This window comes from Paenibacillus sp. IHBB 10380, assembly GCF_000949425.1.
Taxonomy (GTDB): domain Bacteria; phylum Bacillota; class Bacilli; order Paenibacillales; family Paenibacillaceae; genus Paenibacillus_AQ.
This window is the reverse complement of sequence record NZ_CP010976.1, coordinates 373464-394035: the sequence shown is the minus strand read 5'-3', so window position 1 is coordinate 394035 and position 20572 is coordinate 373464. Positions and strand designations below refer to the sequence as shown.

Sequence of the window (20572 nt, the reverse complement as noted above, 5' to 3'; positions counted from 1 at the left end):
TTCAGGTGATGCTATGGAATGGTTAAAAGAATTTGATAATGAAATATCCCAAGTTTTTGTAGAAGCTCAAGAAATCATTTCACAATTTCCGCCTTCCCTTGATCATAAGGGACTGTCCTACTTAAACAAGTTTAATATCCATTCTGAGGATAGCACCAAAAATTATATTTGCTATCTTTTACCTTTTTGGATGAAGGAGACTTCAACTCTCTCCAATGAAGATTACCGAAAGCTTTCCTTAGGCAACGTATTCGCAATGCTATACTTTTTCATTCAGGACGATCTCATGGATGAACCTTCGAATAGCGACAGATCACAACTAATCCTAAGCAATTTATTCTACTTGCACTTCCTTGACATCTATAGATCCTACTTCGCTTCAGATTCACCATTCTGGACTTACTTTAACCAATACATAAGAGAGTGGTCAGACGGTCTTACTAATGAGAACCATAAAGATTACTTCCAGTCAGATCCAAGTATGATTGCCAAAAAGTCAGCTCCTCTCAAACTATCTAGCACGGGTATTCTTCTATTGTCTGGTCAAAATGATCTTATTCCTACCGTATCCGATCTCGTTGAACGTGTCCTAATTACATTGCAAATGTCCGATGACTGGGTCGATTGGCAAGAAGATCTTGCAGATGGTAACTATAACAGCTTATTGTCCATGATTAAGAAAGAGCACTACCCACACCAAATACTAACTGTAGATTCAGTCAAAACTTCAATCTATGTTCGAAGTATTATGAAAAACTATGTAGACATTGCCACTGCTAATCATCAGTATCTTCTAAGCCGGGATATCCAGCTTACGCATCTGCTCTCTTTTCATGAAATGCTAGTGAATGATCTATCACAAGATGCTCAAGAAATTGAAGAATCGAGAATATTGCAACAGCAAGGCGGTCTACATTACTGGTTGCTAGAAAACACTAGAAAGTAATAGATTTATAATTATGTCCATGCTATACTTTTATGGTAATATTAACAAAATTCGAAAGGGTGATTCTATTGACAACACAGGCTCTCCTTCAAACACAAATTATTAATAAGGCATGGGAGGACCCAAGTTTTAAGGAGCTTCTTTTGGCAGATCCTAAAGCCGCAATTAAAGAAGTACTTGGAGTAATTATCCCTGAACACATTAAACTTAAAGCTGTCGAGGAATCTTCTGACGAACTTTACTTGGTTATTCCTTCAAATCCATCTGAAATAAATCTTAATCATAGTCAACGAAGAGCCAAGTGGTAATCTAATGTACTTTATAGCATAATCGTGACTTAAGGGGTAGGATTAAGAGGTCTTCAAATTTCCATCTCTCCTTGTTTATTATAGGATAGATGGAAATTTGATTATAACCTCCGTTCCTACTCCTTTTTCACTTGTAAAGGTTATACTCCCATTCATCACTTCAACAATCCGATAGCTTACCATCAATCCAAGTCCAGTCCCCTTCGTCTTATTGGAGAAATAAGGCTCTCCTAATCGAGATATCACCATCGGGTCCATACCTTCACCGTTATCTCTTATATGAATAACCACTTCAGCCTCTGCTTCATACGCCCATACTCTAATATCACCGTTGTCATTCAAGGCTTCAATGCTGTTCTTCATCATATTGATGAATGCTTGCTTGAATTTCGAAGAATTACCTGCTACGTAGAGATCGTGTGGTACATCGATGGTTATAATTCCGTTCTGCAAATTAGTTAAAGGTAAAAGGATTTCCTCAATATGCCTAAGCTCTTTACTGATATTCAATCGTGTTACCTGATCAAATTCAGGCTCTGCAAAGGTTAGGAAATCCGTAATAATACTAGAGGCTCTATCCAATTCCTCTAGCGCCATTAATAAGTATGGCTGTTGCTGCTGTTCATTCTCTTCAATTAGAAGTTGTATAAATCCACGGCTTACTTGAAGCGGATTTCTAACTTCATGTGCAACTGAAGCTGCCAACTCACTAATAATCTCCATCTTCTCAGAACGTTGTAGTTCAATATTAAATAACTCCTGCTCCTTGGAGTACTTCACAATTTGCTCGTGACTATCAGCAAATTTCCTTCCTATGATAATGATAAGAATAGTAATTGAGCCCACAATCCCCCATTTCCATAAAATAAACTCGTAGTTACCTGATTTAATATAGAATATGATTAGATCTAGTAATGATGTTCCAGTAAATAATCCAATACCAATCGAGAAAATATATACATCCTTATTCCCTTTGACTGCATAAATAATTAAAGTCACTAATAACATTAGACATTGAATGATCATCGTATATCCTAATAGAGTGACAGATATGAAGTAGTTAAGCTCATGATACTTATCTAGAGCAACGACGGTTACGATCATACATACAAAACAAAGAATAGAATAGGCAATTTGAAATTTTCTGTATCTAGAAATAATGGCATGATAGCCATTCCCTTGTATTTTTTCAAAGAAATAAGTTACAGTAGGTAAAATAATTAATAAAGCACAATCAAATAAAAATGTATACGTTTTTCCATAATTACCATAAAGATCATACAAGTATGAAGAATAAGTCAAGACTAGAATTCCCGTTGATAGAATAATCACGCATAAAGAAACCCAGCTGGATACAAAGTTTCTTGTAATAAAGATGGTACAGATCAGCATAACAACGGCTATAAAAATAAAGGCACTCCCAATAATCACATCAATAATATCCTGCTTCACAAATTTCGAGAACAACTCAGTATAGTCCCCTAAGATTATGCTGCTATGGATTCCTATCTTTGCCTTCTCTGCCTCTATTCCTATATACAGTAATTTACCAGTATCGCTTGGATTCAGGGGTACTACAATCTTATGCGCATCATAGCTATAATTTCGATTCGATTCATATATCAGCTTATTATCTATACTCATTACGATATGTTTGCCGTAAATTCGACTTATTAGAATAGCAGGATTACTCCACTTCATTACAGGGATAGATACTTTGATCCATGCTATATTCGTATTACTAGGTTTACTGGGTAATGGCTCGCTCTGTCTATACGTGAACCAATCCTCATCCAGATCTAACGCTCTATTATTTATATTCAATACAGCTTCTGATCCCCATTTGAACTGCCATTCTGTGATCGTCTTTGTACTCTTCTGCAAATTACCACCAGAGGTTTGACCTATAACCAAGGTGAGCGCTAATGAGCATGATATCAACGCGATTACAATGACCATCAATTTGGGTACAAACTTCATAGATGCAGCACCTCAAGATAATAATATTTAGTGGTATTCATGTATATATTCTATATATTTATACAATGCACCTTCTAATAGATTACAACTTTTATATTTTTTTCAATAAATATTCATCTCATGCATAAAAAGTTGGAGTTTAGTGCTACTAACTTGAATACCGAAGCGGCTGTATTATCTGATCAATACATAAATTACCCGTAAGAAAGGACACTTTTGTCCTCGCCTCGGAGTCTACCTTTTATCGAGTTATTCATAAGCATGAGCAACAGTATCATCGCGGACATAGTATGAAGTCAGCATCTAAGCCACTTACAAGTCACTTTGCCACAGAACCGAATCAAGTTTGGATGTGGAATATTACCTGGTTATCAGGCCCAGCGAAAGGTGCAACCTTACTAGAAACCTTATACAGTCTTAGTATTACATTACACCGTCCAGAAGCAGGCCTCGAGTGAGCAATGATAATTCATACAGGTATGGCTCAATCCCGAAAAAGACGTGAGTTGACGAGGTTAATGAAGCTAATAAGATACAAACTAATTAACTACATGCGTTCTATAAAATCGTGACAACTACCGCGATCTTAATTTCTAATTATTATGTCCATATTTATTGTTTGGACATTATTGGAGTTCCGTATGATTTTGAAAATGACATGGAACATCTTACATATGTTGAAGGGGAAGGAAATGCCCTTGATCTTAATCAAACACTTTTGAACTAGGATTATCAGACGTTGAAATTATCCTTGATAAAAAAGGGGGGTCTCTGGAACAATCCAGATAAAGTAGACTTGTTTTTTTAACAATGTTATATGGGCTTAAGTAACAATGGATCTGTAATTATAGATGGAGAATGTACGCTTGGTTTACTTCGATTCATAAGTTGGTTATTCTATAGGCCTTTCGGGGTTATTTTTATCCAACTGAAGAATCTACATAAGATCAAAAAATAGAACCCTTTCGCGATTTTTCGTGGAAGGGCTCTATATGGACTTTTTCAGTGCCCTCGATGAATACAGAAGTCATCTTCTAACAGCTTAGATTGTAGTTTTTTTAAAAAATTCCACATATAGGGTCAAAATTCACTTATAGTTAGCGGGCTTTCTTGGAATATTACTTTCCTAGTCTATCAAATATTCTCGAACTAACTAATCTTATAAAAGTAGCAATATAACGCTCAGACAGAGCCTTACACTATCGCGATTCTAGTGCTGAAATATAAGTACTAATCAATAATCTGTTTCTTTGTGCTTGAACTTAACTGTAGAATTAGTCTGACCTGTTGGGGTGCCATATTGTCTTATCCCCTTATCATTCATGTAATAGTAGATAATTTCCGGTTCGTCACTAAAAATAACTTTCGCGCTAAAAGGTGGAAGTTTCGAGAAATATGTGGTGATAGATTGAATCTCTTCATTTTTGTAACCTTTTGTTACTAAATAATCTTGCACTTTCACTTTGAGAGAGTGTTTTTTAAATTCGACAAACCCAAAAAGCATCACTACAAGAATGACCAATATAGAAAAAATATACATTAATCTCTTAAAAATAATCATATTTTACAATTCCCCCCTTTAATTATCGCACCAACAGATCTTAACTTTTCAGTAGGTGCGAACGCTAGTAAATTCTATAACCCGACTACCTTTTATAAACCGTAATTAAACAATAATTAGAAGCTAGCTGCTATCCATAGCAGCTAGTTTTTTTTACAGTTAAAATTGTCTCGATAATGGGTTTTTATGTAAACTAGCTGACATGAATATACATGGTTTTAAGAGGGTTGGATTTGAATACGCTAGATCTACTATGTACATTTTTGGGTGTCAGTGCCATTTGAAAAATTTAAGTGTTTATCTTACGGGTCACATTTCCTTCAAAGGGACACCTCTTGGTATTTATGGGATGATGATAGTATAGACTATCCACCGATGTGAGACATTTCAACTTTCTCGCCATCGTGACCGTCCTTTCCTCTATCCAGCGAATACCGATCATGTCGATTATGCCATATGTTAATCAGGTGTGTAACCATTTCTTCATCTGTAGCATTTGAACGAATGAGCGTGCGTAGATCATATCCTTTACTTGCAAATAAACAAGTATATAATGAACCGTCTGCTGACAATCTAGCTCTGGTACAAGAAGAACAGAATGCCTCACTGACGGATGAAATAATTCCAATCTCGCCTTTTCCATCTAAAAACTGATATCGAGAGGCTACCTCCCCTAGATAATTAGGCTCTATAGGTTTCAATGGCCATGCTGTATAAATGGTTTCTAATAGTTCCTTCTTACTCACCACTTGATTCCAGTTCCAGCCATTGGTGTTTCCGACGTCCATATATTCGATTAAACGAAGAATATGACCCTTAGAGCGAAAATACTCAACCATCGGTAAGATTGCATCATCATTCTTTCCCTTTTGTACGACCATGTTCACTTTCACTTCCAGACCCACTTCTGCAGCTGCTTCAATACCCTCTAGAACGGGTTGCACATGCGAACGCCCCCCATTCATTTGCATAAAGGTGTCATCATCTAATGCATCTAAGCTTATGGCTACCCGCAATAAACCGGCATTCTTCAATACTTGTGCTTGCTTAGCCAATAAACTGCCATTCGTTGTAAGCGCAATATCCTCAATTTTGGGAATCTGAGCTACCCGTTCAATAATTTCAGGTAAATCTTTACGTAATAATGGTTCGCCCCCCGTAATACGGAGCTTCTGCACACCAAGATTCGTAAATATATGAGCTAACCGTACGATCTCATCTACAGTTAGAATACGATCTTTAGATAAAAAGGCATAATCCTTATCGAATATTTCTTCTGGCATACAATATCTACAACGAAAATTACAGCGGTCGGTCACGGAAATCCGTAAGTCCCTTAAAGTACGTCTGTATTGATCCTTGATCTCCAGGTTTATCAACTCCATAATTTCAGCATACAACAAAACTAGCTATTCTGATTATTATAACATACCAAGGATAAAGGGAATCCGTCCTAATGGGATCACGGGTGAACGTTTGTTTTTTCTATTTTTTTACAAAAGAATAGACCTGAGCAGCGGACTCAGGTCTATTCAAAACTATATATCTAAAGGGGATACGTTTATTATAGTAAGACTATATTAATGTAAGATGAAAATTTCCTGTGAATCAGATTAAAATTACAGCAATTTCACTATAGCTAATATAATTAAGTGAAGTGGATAGAAGGAACGCCACACCCATTTACGAACTCTTAAGGATTCTAACTTACTCCAAAGCTGAGGACCATATACGAAAATCATGGTTGGTAAAATACTGAGAATTTGCAAAAGCCAGCCTAAGTAGAATAAATAAATAAAGTTTAATACAAAATGCCCCGCGACTAACGTATAACCAGATAGATATCTAAATAATACAACTAATAACAACCCATATGCCCCATAATCAAATGGGAGGATATCCATGACGATACAGGATAGTAGGATTATTCCCCCTGACAACACTTTCGATGAACATCTATCCAGAATATTTAGAACACCTGCGGCCATAAATAATGTCACGACTACATTAAGACCCTTAGGATTAAGTGCTAATTGATATGGAATTTGGGATAATAGGGCGATATAAAACAATCGGGAAACATATTGCATCCGGTTCGATGTATGTAAATGACCTTGTACCAACGCATATGCATAGATGGGAAAAGCAATCCTACCAATCATTCTCAAGGTCATATCATCAGGAAAAAAGATAACCCCAATATGATCAATAAGCATCGTCAACATAGCGATCCACTGCATTACAACAGACTCCTTTCGTGAAAAGCAAGATTACTCCACCTTTATTCTAATACCCGCAGGAACATGATTGGCTCTCTTTCCTTTAGAATACCATAGTGTAGGTGTATCTTTCACGCCCGTGATCTCTACCTCAAAGGGATGCTTTGGCCACTGATTGGAATGAATTAGCATACGATTACCGTCTACCTTAATGGAGGGATCATGGATCGGGTCTATATGGAGGGTAAGGGTTGGAAATGATTTTTCTCTGGATGACGATTGTTGGGAAGTACAATAGATGAGGATTGATGTAACAGATTGAGGATCTATTCTTTTACTATATGAAATAATCAGTTGGTTTACCATAAGCTTCGCAACCAATGGCATAGGTGGCTCCTCTGCCATATAACCACCTAAATGGTATTCATAAGCGGTCCATGTATCATAACCTAGATCATACACAGTATTCTGGAACTGATTCAACCAGCGCTGATTACGAACCATAGATGCCCTAGAACCGATATCTGTCTGTATTCCTAGCGGTAATTCAGGAAAGGCTTTCCGGATGGGTAATGTAATGCACTCATAATACTTTGAGTAATCTGCAGGTAGATTCCGTTGCATCCAATCAGGCCAATGTGTCTGAATCATATGCATATCTGGCTTCACAAGCTCAATCATAGATAACGCATCCATTCCTTGCCATTCTCGTAGCTTCATCCCTACTTCAGGGTCGTTCACCGCAAGCGACCAAGTAGCCACCTTAATATCCGGACGAATCTCTCGCACTCCGCCCACACCATCGATAACTTCTGCTATGAAATCATTTACTGCCTCTACTCGCAAAGATACCCAACTCTCATATACTTCCTGCACTTTTGTATAATAATTTGCTGCTTGCTTATTCCGAAAGTCTGGCAAAGATAGCCCACACTGTCTTTGAAATGCTTCTTCTGCCAACGGTCCGATGTCTCCATATACACCACTACGTATTCCATCCCACTCAGGAAAATAGGATTCCGCAATTTCAATACCATCGAAGGGATAATCCGTAACTAGCTTCGCTACAGCTTCTTTCTTCCACAATACATACTCTGGTGAGAAAAAAGATAATCGTTCAAATCCATCCTTCGGATCTTGTAGTAGTTCCATTCGCCATTCTGGATAATTAGGAGGAAGATGACTTACATCGAACGTACCATTCCCAAGAACAAGAGCCCACACAGCTATCCCTCGTTGATGCAGAGCATCGATTAGCTCTCCCGACACTCGACTCTCATTTACAACAAAATAATGTACGATACGATAGCCTGATAGCCATATTTCATCAGCCACACTTTCGGCAGAGCGATTTAGATAATATGGAAATAATGGATCAATCTGAATACTAGGACCATCCATAGTCCAAGATCTAGTACTTGTCGATAGATTACTTGTGATTGGAGTGATACTTTTGGGCGATTTATCTTTCACGTGAGTGTAGGCTCCTCTCATACTATAGCGTAAACACTTTGGAGGGATCATCATTGATAATACGTCCACTTCACAAAAAAATATCTCTTCAACAACGCCTAGCACAACTCACAGGTCATCTTGTTGAAATTAATGCCGCTCGCTTAGGATTGGAGCCTGGTCGTTTGCAAAAAGTTTTCAAGAAAAACTTTATTCAAGTACAGCAAGAGTTATTCGTACCCTCAAGTCTGAATTCGGTTCGAGTGTTCGATATTCCTCCACCTCGAAATAGCATCCTTATTGGTTTACGAACCACATTTCCCTCAGGCAATGCTTTTAATCAAATGAAACTAGTACAAATCGGTCTTGATTTCATTGAAGTACAGGCTAAGGGGAAGGACCCTTCTAGAATCCTCTTCCCGCTTAACAAAATCGAAGGAATATTTCGTATACGTCGTTGACTCTAACATCATGACAACCTAATCTTATCTTTCTACCTGTTAGCCCTATTTCACTCCGGCTTAGCTATAACCAACAAGCAAGTACTGTCGGGCAAATCTATCTCATTCCCTTGTTCATCCATGATCTTTATTCGTTGACTAAGCTCCTCTGTATACCCCGCTTGGAGAATATGCTGACTGACAAGAATGCTAGCCTCTTCTCCCAGTGTTTCTATGATGAACGCATGGAATTGTGATGGTGTAAAATATCCGAATTGTTCTTGGACTTCATGAACATAAGCTTCTTCTCCCCAAGTATAAGTGTACAGAAATTCCATAGCATCATTCACTAGCATGATTACTTCATTACCACTCAATACCTCGAACTCAATCTCTCTTCCAGCGAAATCCTTAGCATAACGACGTAGCCAGTCCACACCATCGGGTTCATAAAAAACAATTCTTCGTCTTTGATCCATAGGTTCGGTCATAATTCCATCACGGATAATGATTCGTCCGCCTGGTGAGAGTACCGCATAGGCACTTGTTAACGCGGCTGCGATTGTATCATGGTTAAATTTATGTCCATTGTAAGGAATATAAGAATAAAGCTCATGCAAAATAGATGAGAAAATGACAGTATCGATCGTTCCCTTCTCGACATACTCTTGTAAGGCAAGTGCATCCCCCTTCATTACTTCCCATGTATGTCCTTCAAGTTGTTTCTTCCTTTCCAGAGCTTCGATGACATTCGAAGATATATCTATTCCGATAGGTTTCACATTCGGGAGTTCCTGTTCAATAAGATCCAACATGATCCCACCACCAGGACCAATATCCAATATTTTCCGCCCTACAATATGTTGAAGCATCACTTTCTTATAGTCTGCGGTCTGGTTCATATCAGACAAATATTCTTCCTCATTATTGAACCGATCATAAGCATCTCGACGTAAATCAAATAGATCAAATAACAGTAATACCGCTTTCTCATAAAGAGGTGATTTCTCTGCCTCAATACAGAATTCAATTAATTTTTCTGCCGCCGCCGAGAACTCAAAGGTAAAGAAGAGTGTGTCGGGGAGATCTCTTTTGTACAACGTGGTGTGCTTAAGATGTTGATTATTTATGGTTACTCCACTACGGATAAGTTGCCATGAGAACTCCTGCAAATACTTCTCAATAATCCGTTTTTTATAAACATTCATTTTCTTAGCACCTTTATAATCATAATACATCGTGTTCATCAGTGGCTCGAAGCTGATATGTCTAATGTTCTGTATATTCTCACTATGAAGGACTAACATGAACACCTTAATAAATTCTTCCAATGTGAAATCTTGTAATGCCGCTTCGACAAACCACAATGTATAGTGTTCAAGGAGTGCCAATTCTATATCCACTTGGATTGTCTGCTCTATCTTCTTAAGCTCGATTTCGAATGATTCTCCGCGTTGGATTGTAGCTGTTCTCAATTTGCGAATTCGGTCCTTCACAGCTAAAGTGTCGGAGATATCCCCAAATACAATTTGCTGAATGCTGTGTTCAATTTCAGGCTGAATGCTAAGCCACAACTCAGGTGAAACCGCACCAATCACACATTCATTTAGGGGTATTAACACGTCTGTTAGTTCTTGTGGCGATAACATACCTTGAGTAACCAGCTCTGTTAAAGGGCTGTTCTCCGCAAACATAACTTCACCACGCAAATACTGCCCGATCAATCCATGGGTTGCAATTAACGAATGGATCACATTCATTCTATCGCTTACTTCAGCATTTCCATATCTACTGAATAACTCAGCTGAACCTATATTATGTACGAACAAATTCACGCCTTCTTTTTGCCAAGCTATTCTTTCTTTAACCGTACCTCCCTTAGCCACTTCAGACCAGATTAATACTTCTTCTAGAATCTCCTTAACCCAGAAGGAAAGTACCAGATCATCTAATATTCTAAGTGTCTTCTCTACATAATCAAGTACAGGATTCCCTATCGTGAGCTCCTTGATGGAGTCAATTCTTTCGATGTTAACAATCACTTCTTCTGCAGAAGTTATGATCTGTAACCAAGGCTCCTGTTTCACAATACTTAAATCACCTTGACGATACGATGTAATGGCTGCTAAGGATTTGAGCATATAGTGAATCACCATTCTTTCAGGATTGTGTGAATCTATTCCTTCATTCGATGTTATAATAATACCTTACTTATCATAATGACACGTATTTCATCTAGGGGGATCAATCATGGATTTCAATCGTAAAATTAATCGTCAGAATACTGCTTCAGAGAAATGGGATGGTATAGAAAAAGTTTTTGGAGTAACAGATGCACTCCCGATGTGGGTTGCTGATATGGATTTCGTTGCACCTCCTGCTGTACTCCGTGCACTACAACAAATTATAGAACACGGCGTGTTAGGCTATACGATGCAGACTGAATCGTACTACCAAGCTATTGTAAATTGGATGAAAAAACGTCATCAGTGGGATATTAACAAGGAATGGATTGTGTTTAGTCCAGGCGTTGTTCCAGCACTGAGCATCATTGTACAAGCCTTTACTGAACCTAATGATAAAGTGATTATACAGACACCCGTATATCCACCATTCTATAGTGTCGTTGAATCTCATGGAAGACAACTTATTCAGAATCCTCTACTCTTAGAGGATGGTAAATATGTCATGGATTACGAAGGATTAGAGAAGCTCATCGATAAGGATGTTAAGCTACTGATTCTGTGCAGTCCCCATAATCCCAACGGACGAGTCTGGTCACAAGTTGAACTCCGTCGATTAGCGGCTATTTGTGCCCGTCATCGTATCCTTGTCGTGTCCGATGAGATTCATGCTGATCTACTTTTCGACAAGGGCTCACATACACCCTACGCACTTCTCTCTAAGGAGACAGAGCAATATTCAATAATCTGCACATCACCGAGCAAAACGTTTAATATTGCTGGACTGAACACTTCTAATATAATTATACCTAATCCGGAGCTACGAAGTATCTTTGAGCAAGCGATGCAGAAGTATGCGTTAGGCTCCATCAATCCCTTCGGCTTAGCCGCAACACAAGCTGCATATCTTGAAGGAGAGGAATGGCTTGATGCCTGTCTATTATATATTCAGGAGAATATGAAATATGTAATAAGCTATATAGAGAAGCATATACCGGAGCTTAAGGTAACGATGCCGGAGGCTACCTACTTATTATGGATCGACTTTAGGGCACTCGGAATATCTTCAGAGGAACTGGTTGCTCTTATGCTGAATAAGGCCAAGATCGCTTTAAATAATGGAGCTTTTTTCGGAGAGCATGGAGAGGGTTTTATGCGTATGAATGTGGCATGTTCACGTGAAATTATCGAAGAAGCGATGATAAAATTAGAAACCACGATTCAAGAGTTACGTACAAGCGTAATAAACGTATAAGAAGGAGGAATATAAATATGCCAAAAGGAAAAGGGTGTCTCATTCCTATCGTAGTTGTAGGTGCCATTATCGTTATTCTCATCATCATGCTGGTAAGCAGCTACAATAAATTTGTCGGCGCAGAGGAAACGGTAGATCAGCAATGGGGTAAAATCGAAGTCGATTTACAGCGTAGATTCGATCTTATCCCCAATCTTGTGAATACAGTTAAAGGATTCGCTCAACAGGAAAAAGATGTTATCAAACAGGTAACAGATGCTCGCGCTGCTCTAGGCGGTGCTAGAAACCCAGATGAAAAGGCTGTCGCGGATGAACAACTTCAAGGTGCCCTAAGCCGACTTCTCGTTGTTGTAGAGAACTACCCCGACTTGAAATCCAATGCACAATTTACCCAGTTGATGGATGAACTTGCTGGCACAGAGAATCGGATTGCCGTTTCAAGACGTGATTATAATGATGCGGTGGCCGATTACAATAGATCCATCAAGCGGTTTCCGAGCAACCTCCTAGCAGGATTACTTGGATTTGATCAAAAAGGATATTTCACAACAACCCCGGAATCTAGAACTAATCCAGAAGTGGACTTTGGCAACGACGATACCTCATTTCATATTAAACAGGAAGCTAAATATGTGGGTGTCTTGGGTACAAGTACATGAGACGGATTAGTAAACGGCCTGTGAATAAAGTGGTCCGTGGATTATCTTTCAATCTTCTAAGAAAATTAACATTATGTTCAACGGTAATGGCCATACTCTTCAGTATACTGACATCAACTGTGGCTTGGTCAGCAACAGAAGTTCCGGCTCCTTCAGGAGATATCTATGTGCAGGACTTCGAGAATCTACTCTCACAGGAACAGGAGAATGAGCTTAGAAGATTGGGCCGAGCACTAGAAGACCGTACTAAAGCACAGATTGCGGTACTAACCATACCCACTTTAGGCGATTTAACGATTGAGGAATATGCTAACAAGGCATTTCGACAATACAAACTCGGTGATCAGAAACTGAACAATGGTGTACTTCTACTCCTTTCTCTGGAGCAACGTGAGGTGCGAATTGAAGTAGGTTATGGACTTGAGGGTGCTCTTCCTGACGGTAAGGTCGGAAGATTCATCGATAGTATAACCATCCCTTATATTCAAGAAAATAAACCGGATCAAGCGATTGTGGAGACCTATAAGTCTTTGTATAATGAAGTGTCGATTGAATACAATGTTCAAGATAGCCTGTCTCCACAATCTATCCAACTACCTGAGGTACAGGAAGCTAGCAATGATAAAGGCTCTTTCATATGGATTATTATTATTGTTATTTTCTTAGTGTTGGATTTCACTTTATTCAAGGGTGCCATCAGCATGACACTACTGTCTATGATAGGAAACGGCCGTGGTCGTGGCGGCGGTGGCGGTGGTGGATATGGCGGAGGATCTGGAGGTGGCTTCCGCGGTGGCGGGGGTGGATCTTCTGGTGGTGGCGGTGCCAGCCGTAAGTTCTAGTTAAACAAAGACAAAGGAGTGGACTCATGATGACAAATTCAACTTATAAACCTAACCGAGTCGTCATTATCGGAGCAGGAGCCGTCGGCACAACGACTGCGTACACATTACTCTTGAGACATCGCGTAACAGAACTAGTACTGATTGATGTTAATCACAAAAAATCTCTGGGAGAAGCACTCGACATGAACCATGGTCTCCCCTTCGTAGGAGGAGTAAAGATATGGGCGGGCGATTATGAAGATTGTGCAGGCGCCGATATCATCATTGTTACAGCAGGCGCTTCTCAGAAGCCTGGAGAAACCCGTATTGATCTACTCAAACGAAATGTAGGGATATTCCAAGATATTATCCAGAACATCACAAAATATAACCAAGATGGTATTCTGCTTATCGCTACCAATCCGGTGGATATATTATCTTATGTAACATGGAAGGTTAGCGGATGGGACTCTCATAGGGTTATCGGTTCAGGAACGCTTCTAGACAGCGCAAGATTCCGTTATCTTATTGGTTCTCACAAAGAAATTGACCCACGAAGCATTCACGCTCATATCATTGGAGAACACGGTGATTCTGAATTACCGGTATGGAGCTTAGCGAACATTGCAGGGACTAGCCTTGATTTCGACGAAGCCATGAGAAATGAAATATTCGCTGACACTAAGAATGCAGCTAGTGAAATCATTAACGCCAAAGGCTCCACTTCCTATGCTATTGCTTTGGCTCTTGACCGAATTGTAGCCGCTATTCTGCTCGATGAGAGTGCTGTCCTTAGTGTATCTACCTTACTACAAGATACTAACGGAGTATCGGATGTATACCTTGGCGTGCCCAGCATTGTAGATCGCAGTGGCGTTCGGGAAATCCTGAATCTTCCTCTTAATGATGAAGAGCAATCCTTATTCAAGCAGTCTGCGAACCTATTGAAATCTGAAATTAGCAAACTAAATTTATAATCCTATTCATCAAATAAAAAGAAACCACATGAGTTAATATCTCATGTGGTTATTCATTATTCAGCACCTGATAAGTAGCTTAGTTACTTTAACTCTTCTTCAATAATTTCAAGATTGGTCAGTTCTGCCTTTAGCGCGATACGGTTCAACTGCATCTTCACGATCCTATTGTTAGAGACACGGAATATAATTCTTTTGAATCCGTCTGCTTTGTACATCAAGAAAAATCCCTCAAGCATTGGAAGTAAAGAGGGCTTAGTGACTCTCAATTTCGTGCAATCAATATCAATATCATATTCAGAAACAGTAAAAGAAGAAATCGTTCTTTGGTATGCTTCAATAGAAGCGGTTCCATCCTCTGCTGAGAATGAACCCGCCACTTTACAATTTATTACTTTATTGATGTGATCGACATGGATGGTATAGCTTCCCACTATAATTTTCCTCCTAGATACGATGAACTTCTTGCCTTGTTACAAGAAATATACAATGTATCTGATTCTATCGCATAGAAGTAAGAAAATCTACACTTAAAGGAAGTTGAATACAATGATCGTAGACATCATACTTGAAGTCGTATTACCCGTATTCGTACTTATTGGAATTGGATCTTGGATACAACGAGTGTTTAAACTTGATCTATACACACTCGCCAAAATAAATTTTTATTGTATTACACCAGCTGCTGTATTCATGAGTATGTATCACTCTGAATGTCATTACAAAGTCTACTCACCTTCACGTATGGTGTTATTTCCATTCAAGGTGTGAAGCTCAAGGGAAATTATCGAAGTGTAGTTATTGGTTTTCTAAAAATGCCTGTACCTTACGCTTTAGCTCTTGGTTTACTATTACATGCTTTAAAGGTCCCTTTACCTATTTTCGTATCACAGCCATTAACTTATGCGCAACAAGCTATGGTTGCCATTGCATTATTGACGCTGGGCGCGCAAATTGTGAAATACCCTTTACAACTTTATCGAATTGACGTATATATCAGCGTATTTCTCCGTCTTCTGATTGGACCAGCGATTGGTTGCATTCTCGTATTTGCATTAGGTATTAAGGGTATTCCTGCTCAAGCCCTATTGATTGCTTCTGGAATGCCTACAGGAGTTAACACGTCCATTCTAGCTGAGGAATATGACAACGAGCCTGATTTTGCAGCTCAAACCGTGCTTATCTCCACGCTATTCAACGTTATTACTATTACAGGTTTAATCACCCTAGCCAAAACTTTTTAATATCGGGTAGTTATGTGCCATTTAAAACAAAGAGGTTGAACAGAAATGATTTTCTGTTCAACCTCTTTTCGCGCTATACACAAACATTGAATTCCCCTAGAAAATGTTACAATACTGTTACTTCCCAATTACTGCATAACGCTTACATAAATATTTCTGACTCATTACATCCATAATAATCTAATAAAACATATTTGAAAGGTCATTTCTCACAATAAATACGGTCGCAATTGTGACAATCTAAGTAATTATCATCAACATATGAACAAACGTTGAACTCCTTGTAAACATTGATATATCAGTGATTTCTATCACACGCACCCACAGCCGTAACATATTGTACACAGTTTATTACGAAAATAGACATTATTATACCATTAATTGTCAAATAGTCTTTCAATTGGGTTTTGCAAAGTGTCGAAGTACTTTCTAATATAAGGATGGGGAATTTAAACGTATGCCTAATAAATGAAAGATAACTTTATAAAAGAAGGAAGGAGTTCATCATGAAAAAAAGAGGATCATTACTTGTACTATTCATGAGCCTTGTCTTGCTCTTATCAGGATGTAGTTCAATTGCGGTGTTGGATCCTAAGGGACCCGCTGCCAGAACTTTGTCCGATACGATCATCTATTCCATTCTTATGATGCTTGTAGTATTAGCTGTTGTCTATGTTCTATTTGTGGTCTTTCTGGTGAAATACCGCTCCAGCAAATCGGATGATAATTACATGCCTCCACATGAGGAAGGGAACAAATGGCTAGAAGCTCTGTGGATCACTATTCCCATTATCATTGTAACTGTTCTTTCCGTAGTAACAGTGCAGTCAACAATGGCAGTGGAGAAGGTTCCTGAAGGTTATCAGGATCAAGAACCATTAGTAATCTATGCAGCTTCGTCCAACTGGAAATGGCATTTCAGCTATCCAGAGGAAGGGATTGAAACAGTAAATTATTTAAACATCCCAACCCATCGTCCAATTGAATTGCGAATATACTCATTCGGTCCGATCACAAGCCTTTGGATCCCTCAATTAGCAGGACAGAAATATGGGATGAGTGACATGATTAATAAGTTAAATTTAGTTGCTGATGAACAGGGCTCTTATTTAGGAAGGAATTCGAACTTCAGTGGTGAGGGTACTGCACACATGGAATTTGAAACACTTGCCATGAGTCCTACCGAGTATGACAAATGGGTAGAGGAAGTTAAGACAACTGCCGTTACACTAGATGAAGAGGAATTTAAAGGTTTACTATCTACCGCTTATGTAGGACGCAAAACATTCTCAAGTACCCATCTCTCATTTAGTCCAGCTCCAGGAGATCATTCCGATCATATGAATCACTCAGATATGGAGAACGGAAATATGGATCATCAGGAGAACAAGGAAGAACATCCAGCTCCTCCAACAAGTCCTGAACAAACCGAGTTTGATGGTGTGCCAAATGTAGATCCCAATGAACCGTTACCTCAATCTCCAGCCGAGGACAGTAGCAATGATATTGAACATACAGAACATACAAGTCACGAAGGGCATTAGGATCTTTACTCCTACGCCGAATTAAAATGTTATTTACACATACTGAAAGGAGTCAAATCCTAATGAAATGGGACGAATTTTTCGTTACCGGTGAACCGATGATTTACGGCGCCATGGCTAGTATCGTTCTTGCTACTATTGCGATTATCGTCGGGTTGACCTACTTTAAGAAATGGGGCTACCTGTGGCGTGAATGGCTAACCACCGTAGACCACAAACGTATCGGGGTCATGTACATTCTTTCCGCTCTGATCATGTTGTTCCGTGGTGGAGTCGATGCCATCATGATGCGGTTACAGACCGCCACTCCAGAGAATAAATTTCTGGATTCACAACATTACAATGAGATCTTTACAACTCATGGTCTGATTATGATTCTTTTTATGGCTATGCCATTTATTATTGGAATTATGAACGTCGTTGTACCGCTCCAGATTGGTGCAAGAGACGTAGCATTCCCTCGATTGAATGCCATTAGCTTCTGGCTATTCTTCGCAGGAGCCATGTTGTTAAATCTGTCATTTGTTATCGGAGGATCACCAGACGCTGGTTGGTCCGCTTACTTCCCGCTTGCGAGTCTAGAGTTTAGCCCAACGGTCGGGAATAACTATTACTCTCTCGCTCTACAGATCTCTGGTATTGGTACATTATTAACAGGGATTAACTTCATTGTGACTATTCTTAAAATGCGTGCACCGGGTATGAAGCTTATGCGCATGCCGATGTTCACATGGTCATCTCTGATCACAAGTGTTATTATTGCATTCGCTTTCCCAGTACTTACTGTTGCGCTTGCACTAATGATGTTTGACCGAATCTTCGGGTCTCAATTCTTCACGATGTCCAATGGTGGGATGGATATGTTATGGGCCAACCTATTCTGGGTATGGGGTCATCCTGAAGTATATATCGTTGTCCTTCCTGCATTCGGGATATATAGTGAAATTATCTCGACATTCTCGAAGAAGAACTTGTATGGTTATACATCCATGGTCGTTAGTATGGTCGTCATCTCACTCTTGTCCTTCTTAGTATGGGCGCATCACTTCTATACGATGGGTCAAGGGGCCATGGTCAACGGATTCTTCTCCATTACAACCATGGCGATATCCGTTCCTACGGGAGTCAAGATCTTTAACTGGCTGTTTACCATGCGAAAGGGAAAGATTACTTTCACGACTCCGATGCTTTACTCACTGGCCTTTATTCCCATCTTTACAATCGGTGGTGTTACGGGTGTCATGTTGGCTATGGCCAGTGCCGATTATCAATATCATAATACAATGTTCTTAGTAGCCCATTTCCACTACGTTCTAATTCCAGGTACAGTCTTTGCCGTTATTGCGGGCTTCCATTACTGGTTCCCTAAAGTGTTCGGCTTCAAGCTTAATGAACGTCTTGGGAAACACGCATTCTGGTGGATTGCTATTTCGTTTAACGTAACATTCTTCCCATTGTTCTTCTTAGGGTTACAAGGAATGACTCGACGGATGTACACTTATTCGGCAGAAACAGGCTTTGGTCCACTCAACTTACTATCATTTGCGGGTGCATTAGGCCTTGCCTTCGGATTCGTTATTCTTGTATATAATGTTTATTGGAGTATCCGTTATAGCCCACGTGAAACCAATGGAGATCCATGGGATGCGCGTACACTGGAATGGGCAACAAGTAGCCCAATTCCTGCATACAATTTCGCTATCACTCCAAATATCAAAGGTAGAGATTCATTATGGTCTGCTAAGCATGAGAACCTTCCGATCTTTGAAGGTGAGATTGAACCGATCCACTTACCAAGTAATAGTGGGAAGCCTATTATTCTTTCTGCTGTCTTCTTCGTCTTTGGATTCTCATTGGTATTTAGTTGGTTTACTCCAGCTATTATCTCAGGTATTGGAATTCTAATCGTCTTAGCTACGATGTCCTTCGATAGAGATCATGGAATTACCGTATCCGTGGAAGAAATTATTGAAACAGAAAAGAAATTGCGGGGTGAAACGCTATGAAAATAGATGCCACTAAACCGCTTGAATATGGATCAGAAGAAAACAGTAACAAAATCTTTGGATTTTGGATCTTTTTAGGAGCAGAAATTGCTCTCTTCTCTACCCTATTCACCGTTTATTTCGTTTTAGTGAATCGTTATGCAAGTGGTCCAAACGGAGCTGAATTATTCGAACTATCTGGTGTTCTGGTCGAAACTTTCTTGCTACTTACAAGTAGTTTCACCATCGGTCTTGCGATTCATAGTATGCGACTTGGTTTGAAGAAACCCATGATGATCTTTTTCGCTCTTACTTTACTAATGGGTCTTGGCTTCCTTGGAATTGAAATCTCGGAATTCTTCACTTATGTACATGAAGGAGCGACATTATCAACAAGTGCCTTCGTATCCAGCTTGTTCGTATTATTAGGAACTCACGGTGCTCACGTAGCCTTTGGTCTATTATGGGGAGTTTCGATCTTAATTCAAGTCAAGAGACAAGGCTTCACATTGGCTACAGCCAATAAGTCCTTTATATTCTCTCTTTACTGGCATTTCCTAGACGTTGTATGGATCTTTATCTTTAGCTTCGTTTATCTGAAAGGACTGATGTGACATGATGAAACAGCTATTTCCAATTCGCCATGTAATGGGCTATCTCTCTTCCCTCATCCTTTCAGCCATTGCATTAACTGCCTTACTTGATATTCCCTTTGCCTCCAAAGTGGGAATTTTGACAGTGACCGCCATCATTCAGGCTTCCTTACAGCTGTTTGTGTTCATGCACATTAGTGAAATGGCAAGCACCAAAAAAGAACTTTATCTGAATATCGCCTATGCATTGTTTGTAGGTTTGGTCACCATCTTTGGATCATTGTTCATCTTCACGTGGGGCTGGTACAGTTAAATATATAGATTGAACTAAAGTTTACACTCTCCAAACTCTATAGATCCTAGTAAAGATCATGAATATGAGGGTTCGTCTTTAGTTCATTC

At 39.3% G+C, this 20572-nt stretch carries 18 protein-coding genes and 2 pseudogenes; 13 read left to right on the top strand and 7 right to left on the bottom strand.

Annotated features, from left to right (window positions below; genetic code table 11):
* Window positions 1–13 precede the first annotated feature (13 nt).
* Both UB51_RS01530 and UB51_RS01525 read left to right on the top strand, forming a co-directional pair.
* On the top strand, window positions 14–946 hold the full coding sequence (locus UB51_RS01530) for a class 1 isoprenoid biosynthesis enzyme (RefSeq protein WP_044875766.1): 933 nt from the start codon (window positions 14–16) through the stop codon (window positions 944–946).
* Window positions 947–1014: 68 nt separating this feature from the next.
* Complete coding sequence (locus UB51_RS01525; protein ID WP_044875765.1) at window positions 1015–1254, top strand: NHLP leader peptide family RiPP precursor; 240 nt, start codon at window positions 1015–1017, stop codon at window positions 1252–1254.
* Window positions 1255–1332: 78 nt separating this feature from the next.
* Here the strand turns inward: UB51_RS01525 and UB51_RS01520 are convergent, their stop codons facing one another.
* Window positions 1333–3234 carry a sensor histidine kinase gene (locus tag UB51_RS01520; protein WP_044875764.1) on the bottom strand — a complete coding sequence of 634 codons (1902 nt, stop codon included), beginning with the start codon at window positions 3232–3234 and terminating at the stop codon, window positions 1333–1335.
* 221 nt (window positions 3235–3455) lie between these two features.
* Here UB51_RS01520 and UB51_RS29535 point away from each other — a divergent pair.
* Window positions 3456–3709, top strand: a pseudogene (locus UB51_RS29535) (hypothetical protein); the annotation flags it as partial.
* 759 nt (window positions 3710–4468) lie between these two features.
* Here the strand turns inward: UB51_RS29535 and UB51_RS01515 are convergent.
* The 4 genes from UB51_RS01515 to UB51_RS01500 form a co-directional block, all read right to left on the bottom strand.
* Window positions 4469–4795: a DUF3139 domain-containing protein gene (locus UB51_RS01515; RefSeq protein WP_052675726.1), complete on the bottom strand. Its 327-nt coding sequence runs from the start codon at window positions 4793–4795 to the stop codon at window positions 4469–4471.
* A gap of 365 nt (window positions 4796–5160) precedes the next feature.
* Complete coding sequence (gene moaA / locus UB51_RS01510; protein ID WP_082063270.1) at window positions 5161–6180, bottom strand: GTP 3',8-cyclase MoaA; 1020 nt, start codon at window positions 6178–6180, stop codon at window positions 5161–5163.
* 234 nt (window positions 6181–6414) lie between these two features.
* The gene (locus tag UB51_RS01505; RefSeq protein WP_044875763.1) at window positions 6415–7035 is read right to left on the bottom strand and encodes a TraX family protein; all 621 of its coding nucleotides are present in this window, start codon (window positions 7033–7035) and stop codon (window positions 6415–6417) included.
* A gap of 30 nt (window positions 7036–7065) precedes the next feature.
* Complete coding sequence (locus UB51_RS01500) at window positions 7066–8487, bottom strand: hypothetical protein (RefSeq protein WP_044875762.1); 1422 nt, start codon at window positions 8485–8487, stop codon at window positions 7066–7068.
* Between the two features lie 53 nt (window positions 8488–8540).
* On the opposite strand from UB51_RS01500, the gene UB51_RS01495 reads away from it, so the two are divergent.
* Complete coding sequence (locus UB51_RS01495) at window positions 8541–8927, top strand: hypothetical protein (protein ID WP_044875761.1); 387 nt, start codon at window positions 8541–8543, stop codon at window positions 8925–8927.
* Window positions 8928–8977: 50 nt separating this feature from the next.
* Here the strand turns inward: UB51_RS01495 and UB51_RS01490 are convergent, their stop codons facing one another.
* Window positions 8978–11047, bottom strand: a complete 2070-nt coding sequence (locus UB51_RS01490) for a class I SAM-dependent methyltransferase (protein WP_044875760.1) — start codon at window positions 11045–11047, stop codon at window positions 8978–8980.
* Window positions 11048–11156: 109 nt separating this feature from the next.
* On the opposite strand from UB51_RS01490, the gene UB51_RS01485 reads away from it, so the two are divergent.
* The 4 genes from UB51_RS01485 to UB51_RS01470 are packed head-to-tail and all read left to right on the top strand — an operon-like array spanning window position 11157 to window position 14804.
* Window positions 11157–12344 carry a MalY/PatB family protein gene (locus UB51_RS01485; protein ID WP_044875759.1) on the top strand — a complete coding sequence of 396 codons (1188 nt, stop codon included), beginning with the start codon at window positions 11157–11159 and terminating at the stop codon, window positions 12342–12344.
* A gap of 17 nt (window positions 12345–12361) precedes the next feature.
* Window positions 12362–13003, top strand: a complete 642-nt coding sequence (locus UB51_RS01480; RefSeq protein WP_044875758.1) for a LemA family protein — start codon at window positions 12362–12364, stop codon at window positions 13001–13003.
* The gene (locus UB51_RS01475) at window positions 13000–13845 is read left to right on the top strand and encodes a TPM domain-containing protein (RefSeq protein ID WP_082062987.1); all 846 of its coding nucleotides are present in this window, start codon (window positions 13000–13002) and stop codon (window positions 13843–13845) included. Before UB51_RS01480 ends, UB51_RS01475 begins: the two co-directional genes overlap by 4 nt.
* Window positions 13846–13874: 29 nt before the next feature.
* On the top strand, window positions 13875–14804 hold the full coding sequence (locus UB51_RS01470; protein WP_044879823.1) for an L-lactate dehydrogenase: 930 nt from the start codon (window positions 13875–13877) through the stop codon (window positions 14802–14804).
* Between the two features lie 83 nt (window positions 14805–14887).
* Here the strand turns inward: UB51_RS01470 and UB51_RS01465 are convergent, their stop codons facing one another.
* A complete protein-coding gene (locus UB51_RS01465; RefSeq protein WP_044875757.1) occupies window positions 14888–15238 on the bottom strand; it encodes a hypothetical protein in 351 nt (116 codons plus the stop codon).
* A gap of 115 nt (window positions 15239–15353) precedes the next feature.
* Here UB51_RS01465 and UB51_RS01460 point away from each other — a divergent pair.
* From UB51_RS01460 to qoxD, 5 genes and pseudogenes are all read left to right on the top strand, one after another.
* A pseudogene (locus UB51_RS01460) lies at window positions 15354–16048 on the top strand (AEC family transporter).
* 506 nt (window positions 16049–16554) lie between these two features.
* The gene (gene qoxA, locus UB51_RS01455; RefSeq protein ID WP_044875756.1) at window positions 16555–17592 is read left to right on the top strand and encodes a cytochrome aa3 quinol oxidase subunit II; all 1038 of its coding nucleotides are present in this window, start codon (window positions 16555–16557) and stop codon (window positions 17590–17592) included.
* A 62-nt stretch (window positions 17593–17654) separates the two neighbouring features.
* The gene (gene qoxB, locus UB51_RS01450; RefSeq protein WP_044875755.1) at window positions 17655–19598 is read left to right on the top strand and encodes a cytochrome aa3 quinol oxidase subunit I; all 1944 of its coding nucleotides are present in this window, start codon (window positions 17655–17657) and stop codon (window positions 19596–19598) included.
* The gene (gene qoxC / locus UB51_RS01445; protein WP_044875754.1) at window positions 19595–20191 is read left to right on the top strand and encodes a cytochrome aa3 quinol oxidase subunit III; all 597 of its coding nucleotides are present in this window, start codon (window positions 19595–19597) and stop codon (window positions 20189–20191) included. The genes qoxB and qoxC overlap by 4 nt, the downstream gene beginning before the upstream one ends.
* Window positions 20192–20195: 4 nt before the next feature.
* Window positions 20196–20483 (top strand): cytochrome aa3 quinol oxidase subunit IV, encoded by a 288-nt coding sequence (gene qoxD, locus UB51_RS01440; RefSeq protein ID WP_044879822.1) that lies wholly within the window; start codon window positions 20196–20198, stop codon window positions 20481–20483.
* The last annotated feature ends 89 nt before the right edge of the window (window positions 20484–20572 follow it).